Here is a 7,825-nt window from a genome sequence, read left to right on the forward strand (position 1 = left end):
GGTCCATCGCCGCTTCTTCGATCGACAGGTCCAGCTCACGCAGACGCGCCGACACCACCACCGCCACATACGCCGCACAGAACGTCGTGTGGGCGATCCAGATGGTGACGATGCCACGTTCCTGCGGCCAGCCGATCATCTGCGCCATGGCCACGAACAGCAGCAACAGCGACAGACCAGTGATCACTTCCGGCATCACCAACGGTGCAGTGACCAGACCACCGAACAGCGTGCGGCCCTTGAAGTGGGTGATGCGAGTCAGCACGAACGCGGCCAGCGTGCCCAGCGCCACCGCGGCAACCGCGGTGTAGCAGGCGATTTCCAGCGAGCGCAGCACCGAGCCCATCAGTTGGCTGTTGTCGAGCAGGCCGACGTACCACTTGATCGACCAGCCGCCCCACACCGTCACCAGTTTCGAGGCGTTGAACGAGTAGATCACCAGGATCAGCATCGGCAGGTAGATGAACACTAAACCAACGACCAGCATCAGGCTGGAGAAACGGATGCGCTTCATTCTTTACCCTCCATTTCCTTGGCCTGACTGCGGTTGAACAGAATGATCGGCACAATCAGGATCGCCAGCATCACCACCGCCAGGGCAGACGCCACAGGCCAGTCACGGTTGTTGAAGAACTCTTGCCAGAGCACTTTACCGATCATCAGGGTTTCCGGGCCGCCGAGCAGTTCCGGGATCACGAACTCGCCTACTACAGGGATGAACACCAGCATGCAGCCGGCAATGATCCCGTTCTTGGACAGCGGAATGGTGATTTTCCAGAAGCTGTTGAAGGTGCTCGAACCGAGGTCGGAAGCCGCTTCCAGCAGACTGTTGTCGTGCTTCACCAGGTTGGCGTACAGCGGCAGGATCATGAACGGCAGGTACGAATAGACCACGCCGATGTATACCGCGAGGTTGGTATTGAGGATCTGCAGCGGCTCGTCGATCAGGCCGATGCTCATCAGGAAACCATTGAGCAGACCGTTGTTGCTGAGGATGCCCATCCACGCGTAAACGCGGATCAGGATCGCCGTCCAGGTCGGCATCATGATCAGCAGCACCAGCACCGTTTGCAGCTCTTTACGGGCGCTGGCGATGGCGTAGGCCATCGGGTAGCCGATCAGCAGGCAGAGGACGGTGCTGATCAGCGCCATCTTCAGCGAGCCAAGGTAGGCGGCGATGTACAGCTCGTCGTCGCCGAGCATCGCGTAGTTGCCCAGGTTCAGCAGCAGTTGCAGCTTCTGCTCGGCAAACGTGTAGATCTCGGTATACGGCGGAATGGCCACGTCGGCTTCGGCGAAGCTGATCTTCAGGACGATGAAGAACGGCAACATGAAGAACAGGAACAGCCAGATGAACGGAACCCCGATGACCAGTTGGCGGCCATTGGGAATTATTCGGTTGAGCCGTCGTTTGAACTTGCGCATGTTCATGAGCGAAGTACCACGCCGCTGTCGTCTTCCCACCACACGTAAACCTGATCACCCCAGGTCGGACGTGCGCCACGGCGCTCGGCGTTGGCGACAAACGACTGCACCAGTTTGCCGCTCGGCAATTCGACGTAGAACACCGAATGCCCGCCGAGGTAGGCAATGTCGTGCACCTTGCCGCTCGACCAGTTGTATTCGCAGGTCGGTTGATCGGCAGTGACCAGCAGCTTCTCCGGACGGATCGCGTAGGTCACGGATTTGTCCTGCACCGAAGTGCTGATGCCGTGGCCGACGTAGATCTGCCGGTCGAGATCCTTGCAGGTGATGGTCGCGTGGCCCTCGGCGTCGTCGATCACTTCGCCTTCGAAGATGTTGACGTTGCCGATGAATTCGCAGACCAGGCGGCTGGTCGGGGTTTCGTAGATGTCGATCGGGCTACCGATCTGGGCGATCCAGCCCAGGTGCATGATCGCAATGCGCTCGGCCATGGTCATGGCCTCTTCCTGGTCGTGGGTCACCATCACGCAGGTCACGCCGACGCGCTCGATGATTTCCACCAGCTCCAGTTGCATCTGCGAACGCAGTTTCTTGTCCAGTGCGCCCATCGGCTCATCGAGCAGCAGCAACTTCGGCCGCTTGGCCAGCGAACGGGCCAGCGCCACACGCTGACGCTGACCGCCAGACAATTGATGCGGCTTGCGCTTGGCGTACTGGCTCATCTGCACCAGTTTGAGCATCTCGGCCACACGGGCTTCGACTTCAGCCTTGGGAATCTTGTCCTGCTGCAGGCCGAAGGCGATGTTCTGCGCCACGGTCATGTGCGGGAACAAAGCGTAGGACTGGAACATCATGTTGATCGGACGTTCGTACGGCGGCATGTCGGTGATGTCGACGCCGTCGAGGAAAATGCGCCCCTCCGTGGGCCGTTCGAACCCTGCCAGCATCCGCAGCAGAGTGGATTTGCCCGATCCCGAACCGCCGAGCAGGGCGAAAATTTCGCCCTTTTTGATTTCCAGGGACACATCGTCCACGGCAATCGTCTCGTCGAACTTCTTCGTGACCCGGTCGATTTTGACCAGCACCTGTTTAGGTGTCTGGTCGCCCTCGAGGGCTTTCTTGTAGGCGCCGGAGGCAACTGCCATTTACGAAACTCCCAGAAAAAAAGAGTGCAGTTCGCCCAATGCGGACGAACCCAGGATAGTTGTGCCTTATTTGCCCGACTTGACCTTGGTCCAGCTACGGGTCATCAAACGCTGAATATTGGGTGGCAACTCGGTCGACACGTAGGTCTTGTCGAGGACTGCTTGCGGTGGATAAACCGCTTCGTCGGTGCGAATGGACTGCTCCATCAGCTTGTCCGAACCCGGGTTGGGGTTGGCATAACCGACATAATCACTGACCTGGGCGATCACCTCAGGTTTCAGCAAATAATTGATGAAGGCGTGGGCTTCTTTGACGTTGGACGAGTCCTTGGGAATCGCCAGCATGTCGAACCACAGCGCGCCGCCTTCTTTAGGGATCGAGTAGGCGATGTTCACGCCCTTCTTGGCTTCCTCAGCGCGATTCTTGGCCTGGAAGATGTCACCGGAGAAACCGATGGCTACGCAGATGTCGCCGTTGGCCAGGTCGCCGATGTATTTGGACGAGTGGAAGTAGGTTACGTAAGGGCGCACCGCGAGCAGTTTGGCGGTGGCTTTTTCGTAGTCTTTGGTGTTGGTGCTGTTGGCGTTCAGGCCCATGTAGTTGAGCACGGTCGGCATCATTTCATCGGCCGAATCGAGGAACGCTACGCCGCAGCTGTGCAGCTTCTTGATGTTTTCCGGTTCGAACAGCACGGCCCAGGAATCGATCTTGTCGACGCCCAGCACGGCTTTGACTTTATCGACGTTGTAACCAATGCCGTTGGTGCCCCACAGATAAGGCACAGCGTACAGGTTGCCCGGATCGTTCTGCTCCAGACGCTTGAGCAGCACAGGGTCGAGGTTGGAATAGTTCGGCAACTGCGTCTTGTCGAGCTTCTGGAACGCGCCCGCCTTGATCTGCTTGCCAAGGAAATGGTTCGACGGCACGACCACGTCGTAACCGGTACGCCCGGCCAGCAGCTTGCCTTCCAAGGTCTCGTTGGAGTCGAACACGTCGTAGACCGGCTTGATCCCGGACGCTTTCTCGAAGTCGGCCAGAGTGGTCTCGCCGATGTAATCGGACCAGTTATAAATATGCACCGTACCGGCGGCTTGGGCACCGACAGCAATCGTCAGGCCGGCAGTGGCCAGCAGGGCTTTGCGCAAAGAAGAAAAAATAGGCAAGTGGAGGTCCTCTAAATTAGTTGGGCCCAAGTTGCCCCGCGCTGCATGACAGCCATGGCTGCCCGGCAACAAAACCGGCGCGCAACTTACCCTCGAAAAACCGTTCCAGCAAAACTTTCTGTCATTTAATTATCCCGCTGGCCGCCCTCGCGGGGACGACGGCCAGCGGTTGCTGCTTCAAACCGGCTTATTTACCGGATTTGATTTTGGTCCAGCTGCGAGTGATCAGGCGCAGGGTGGCGGCATCCAGATCGCTGATCGCGTAGAGCTGTTTCTTCACTTCAGCCGACGGATAGATGCTCGGATCGCTGGTGATGTCTTTGTCCACCAGCGGCGTGGCCGCCTTGTTGCCGTTCGGGAAGCGTACGGCGTTGGTGATCCCGGCCATCACTTCTGGCTCAAGCAGGTAGTTCATGAATTTGTAAGCGGCTTCGACGTTTTCGGCATCCTTGGGAATGGCGACCATGTCGTAGAAAGTACCGGCGCCTTCTTTCGGAATGGTGTAGGCCAGCTTGACCTTGTCACCAGCTTCCTGGGCGCGGGTCTTGGATTGTTCCAGGTCACCCGAGTAACCGACCGCCACGCAGATGTTGCCGTTGGCCAGATCGGAGATGTACTTGGAGGAATGGAAGTAGGCAACCGAAGGACGAATCTTCAGGAACAGATCTTCGGCGGCTTTCAGGTCAGCCTTGTCCTTGCTGTTGGTCGGTTTGCCCAGATAGTGCAGAGCCGCCGGAATCATTTCGGTCGGGGCGTCGAGGAAGCTTACGCCGCAGCTTTTGAGTTTCTCGATGTTTTCAGGCTTGAACACGATGTCCCAGGAATCGATCTTGTCGATGCCCAACGCAGCCTTGACCTTCGCCGGGTTGTAGCCGATCCCGATGGAGCCCCACATGTACGGGAACGCGTGCTTGTTGCCCTGGTCGCTGGCATCGCCAACGGCCTTGAGCAGGTCTTCGTCGAGGTTCTTCCAGTTCGGCAGCTTGGACTTGTCCAGCTCCTGGTAAACACCGGCCTTGATCTGCTTGGCGAGGAAGTTGTTGGAAGGCACCACAATGTCGTAACCGGATTTACCGGCCAGCAGCTTGGCTTCCAGGGTTTCGTTGCTGTCGAATACGTCGTAGACGACTTTGATCCCGGTGGCCTTCTCAAAGTTGGCGACCGTGTCCGGCGCGATGTAGTCGGACCAGTTATAGACGTGCAATACCTTGTCGTCCGCCTGAACCGCACCCGCCATCATGCCCGCCATGGACAGCGCGAGAAGTGTCTTGCCAGCAAGCTTTTTACCTAATGCCTTCATGCGTCATGCTCCAAATTTTTCTTTTTTGAACCACTTTGTTCAGCGGCCGAACCCGGACAACTGGAACCGCGGCTAGTCTGGCAAGATCCGAGGCGGTCTTTCAAGAAAAGACCAGCCTTTCTGACAGCTTCGAGCGAGTGCGCCGCAGCTCCCCCGCTCGAAGCCTAGCACCTAGCCCTGCAATGCACTGAGGGTCAGGTCCAGACACTTGCGTGCCTTTGTAACCAACTCATCGATCTCCGCTTTGCTGATCACCAGCGGCGGCGCGATGATCATGGTGTCGCCCACGGCACGCATGATCAGCCCGTTATCGAAGCAGAACTGCCGGCAGATCATGCCGACGCCCTTGCCTTCGTAACGCTTGCGAGTGGCTTTGTCCTGCACCAGCTCGATCGCCCCCAGCAGACCGACTCCGCGAACTTCACCCACCAGCGGGTGATCGTTCAGTTCCCGCAGACGTTTCTGCAAATACGGTGCCGTTTCGTTGTGGACGTTCTCGATAATTTTTTCGTCGCGCAGAATGCGGATGTTTTCCAGCCCCACCGCCGCCGCCACCGGGTGACCGGAGTAGGTGAAGCCGTGGTTGAAGTCGCCGCCTTCGTTGAGCACGGCCACCACCGAGTCACGGACGATCAGGCCACCCATTGGGATATAGCCGGAGGTCAGACCTTTGGCGATGGTCATCATGTCGGGTTTGAGGTCGTAGAAATCGCTACCGAACCACTCACCGGTACGGCCGAAGCCGCAAATCACTTCGTCGGCGACGAAGAGGATGTCGTACTTGGCGAGGATTTCCTTGATACGCGGCCAGTAGCTGTCTGGCGGAATGATCACGCCACCGGCACCCTGGATCGGCTCGGCAATAAAGGCACCGACGTTGTCGACGCCGACTTCGAGAATTTTCTCTTCCAGTTGATTGGCCGCCCAGACACCGAACTCTTCCGGCGACATGTCGCCGCCTTCGGCAAACCAGTACGGCTGAGCGATGTGGACGATGCCCGGTATCGGCAAGTCGCCCTGTTCGTGCATATAAGTCATGCCACCCAGGCTCGCGCCAGCCACGGTGGAACCGTGATAACCGTTCTTGCGGCTGATGATGACTTTCTTGTTCGGCTGGCCCTTGATCGCCCAGTAATGGCGAACCATACGCAGCATGGTGTCGTTGCCTTCGGAGCCGGAACCGGTGAAGAACACATGGTTCATGCCTTCTGGCGCGACGTTGGCGATGGCCTTGGCCAGTTCCAGTGCCGGCGGGTGCGCGGTCTGGAAGAACAGGTTGTAGTAAGGCAGTTCGCGCATTTGTTTGGCGGCGGCGTCGGCCAGTTCATCGCGACCATAACCGATGGCCACGCACCACAGACCGGCCATGCCGTCGAGGATCTTGTTGCCTTCACTGTCCCACAGGTAAACGCCCTTGGCGTTGGTAATGATCCGCGGGCCCTTCTCTTTCAATTGCTTGAAGTCGCTGAACGGGGCCAGGTGGTGGTCGCTGCTCAGCGCTTGCCACTCACGGGTTTGCGGGTTGTTGCTGGTCATGCCAATTCTCCTTGTTATCGGTGAAGACGCGGCGCCTGAGCACCGCGCCCGGCGTATCAGACGGCGAAGAGCAGGTACTCACGCTCCCACGAACTGATCACGCGCTTGAAGTTTTCATGCTCGGCCCGCTTGACCGCGACGTAGCCCGTGATGAAAGTTTTGCCCAGATATTTCTCGATGGTTGCGCTGTTTTCCATACGCTCCAGCGCGTCCTCGATGGTCAGCGGCAGGCGCAGGTTGCGGCGCTCATAGCCACGACCGACCACCGGCGCACTCGGGTTGAGGCCTTCAACCATGCCGATGTAACCGCAGAGCAGGCTCGCGGCAATCGCCAGATACGGGTTGGCGTCGGCGCCCGGCAGGCGGTTTTCCACACGGCGGTTCTGCGGGCCGGCATCCGGTACGCGCAGGCCCACGGTTCGGTTCTCTTCGCCCCACTCCACGTTCACCGGCGCCGAGGTGTCCGGCAGGAAGCGGCGGAACGAGTTGACGTTCGGCGCGAACAGCGGCAACAGCTCGGGGATCAGTTTCTGCAAGCCACCGATGTGGTGCAGGAACAACTGGCTCATGGTCCCGTCTTCATTGGAGAAGACGTTCTTGCCGGTCTCGATGTCGATGATGCTCTGGTGCAAGTGCATGGCACTGCCCGGCTCGCCGGTCATCGGCTTGGCCATGAAGGTCGCGGCCACGTCGTGCTTGAGCGCGGCTTCACGCATGGTGCGCTTGAACACCAGAATCTGATCGGCCAGCGACAGCGCGTCGCCGTGACGGAAGTTGATTTCCATCTGCGCCGTGCCGTCTTCGTGGATCAGCGTGTCGAGGTCCAGCTCCTGCAATTCGCACCAGTCGTAGACGTCTTCGAACAGCGGGTCGAATTCGTTCGCTGCTTCAATAGAGAACGACTGACGACCGATTTCCGGACGCCCGGATCGGCCGATTGGCGGCTGCAACGGGTAGTCCGGGTCGTCACTGCGCTTGGTCAGGTAGAACTCCATTTCCGGCGCCACGATTGGCTGCCAGCCTTTGTCGGCGTAGAGCTTCAACACTTTCTTGAGAACGTTGCGCGGCGACAGCTCGATCGGGTTGCCTTGCTTGTCGTAGGTGTCGTGGATCACCTGGGCAGTCGGCTCGATGGCCCATGGCACCAGGTACACGGCGTTCTGGTCGGGGCGGCAGATCATGTCTATTTCGGAAGTGTGTAGTTTTTGGTAATAGTTTTTGTATTAGTGTTTTTCTCGGTTGTCGGTGTTTATTT

At 58.5% G+C, this 7,825-nt stretch carries 5 protein-coding genes and 2 pseudogenes; all 7 read right to left on the reverse strand.

Annotated elements, in window-relative coordinates; genetic code table 11:
* Positions 1-514 (reverse strand): annotated as a pseudogene (locus ACIOVB_RS22730) (putrescine ABC transporter permease PotI); the annotation flags it as partial.
* Positions 511-1,392 carry an ABC transporter permease subunit gene (locus ACIOVB_RS22735; RefSeq protein ID WP_401271625.1) on the reverse strand — a complete coding sequence of 294 codons (882 nt, stop codon included), beginning with the start codon at positions 1,390-1,392 and terminating at the stop codon, positions 511-513. The gene ACIOVB_RS22735 and the pseudogene ACIOVB_RS22730, both read right to left, overlap by 4 nt.
* A 35-nt stretch (positions 1,393-1,427) precedes the next feature.
* Entirely contained in the window at positions 1,428-2,570 is a 1,143-nt protein-coding gene (locus tag ACIOVB_RS22740) for an ABC transporter ATP-binding protein (protein WP_100846904.1), read from the reverse strand.
* A gap of 66 nt (positions 2,571-2,636) precedes the next feature.
* On the reverse strand, positions 2,637-3,734 hold the full coding sequence (locus ACIOVB_RS22745) for a polyamine ABC transporter substrate-binding protein (protein ID WP_187681048.1): 1,098 nt from the start codon (positions 3,732-3,734) through the stop codon (positions 2,637-2,639).
* Positions 3,735-3,921: 187 nt separating this feature from the next.
* Complete coding sequence (locus ACIOVB_RS22750; protein ID WP_187681049.1) at positions 3,922-5,034, reverse strand: polyamine ABC transporter substrate-binding protein; 1,113 nt, start codon at positions 5,032-5,034, stop codon at positions 3,922-3,924.
* A 171-nt stretch (positions 5,035-5,205) separates the two neighbouring features.
* Complete coding sequence (locus tag ACIOVB_RS22755; RefSeq protein WP_401271620.1) at positions 5,206-6,570, reverse strand: aspartate aminotransferase family protein; 1,365 nt, start codon at positions 6,568-6,570, stop codon at positions 5,206-5,208.
* A gap of 56 nt (positions 6,571-6,626) precedes the next feature.
* Positions 6,627-7,784, reverse strand: a pseudogene (locus ACIOVB_RS22760) (glutamine synthetase family protein); the annotation flags it as partial.
* Positions 7,785-7,825 lie beyond the last annotated feature (41 nt).

The sequence above is a fragment of the Pseudomonas sp. NPDC087639 genome, from assembly GCF_044743385.1.
Taxonomy (GTDB): Bacteria; Pseudomonadota; Gammaproteobacteria; order Pseudomonadales; family Pseudomonadaceae; genus Aquipseudomonas.

Excerpts from the sequence above, each read along its gene's own strand:
- ACIOVB_RS22740 (WP_100846904.1), bottom strand. The coding sequence starts at position 2,570 with ATGGCAGTTGCCTCCGGCGCCTACAAGAAAGCCCTCGAGGGCGACCAG.
- ACIOVB_RS22750 (WP_187681049.1), bottom strand. The coding sequence starts at position 5,034 with ATGAAGGCATTAGGTAAAAAGCTTGCTGGCAAGACACTTCTCGCGCTG.
- ACIOVB_RS22755 (WP_401271620.1), bottom strand. The coding sequence starts at position 6,570 with ATGACCAGCAACAACCCGCAAACCCGTGAGTGGCAAGCGCTGAGCAGC.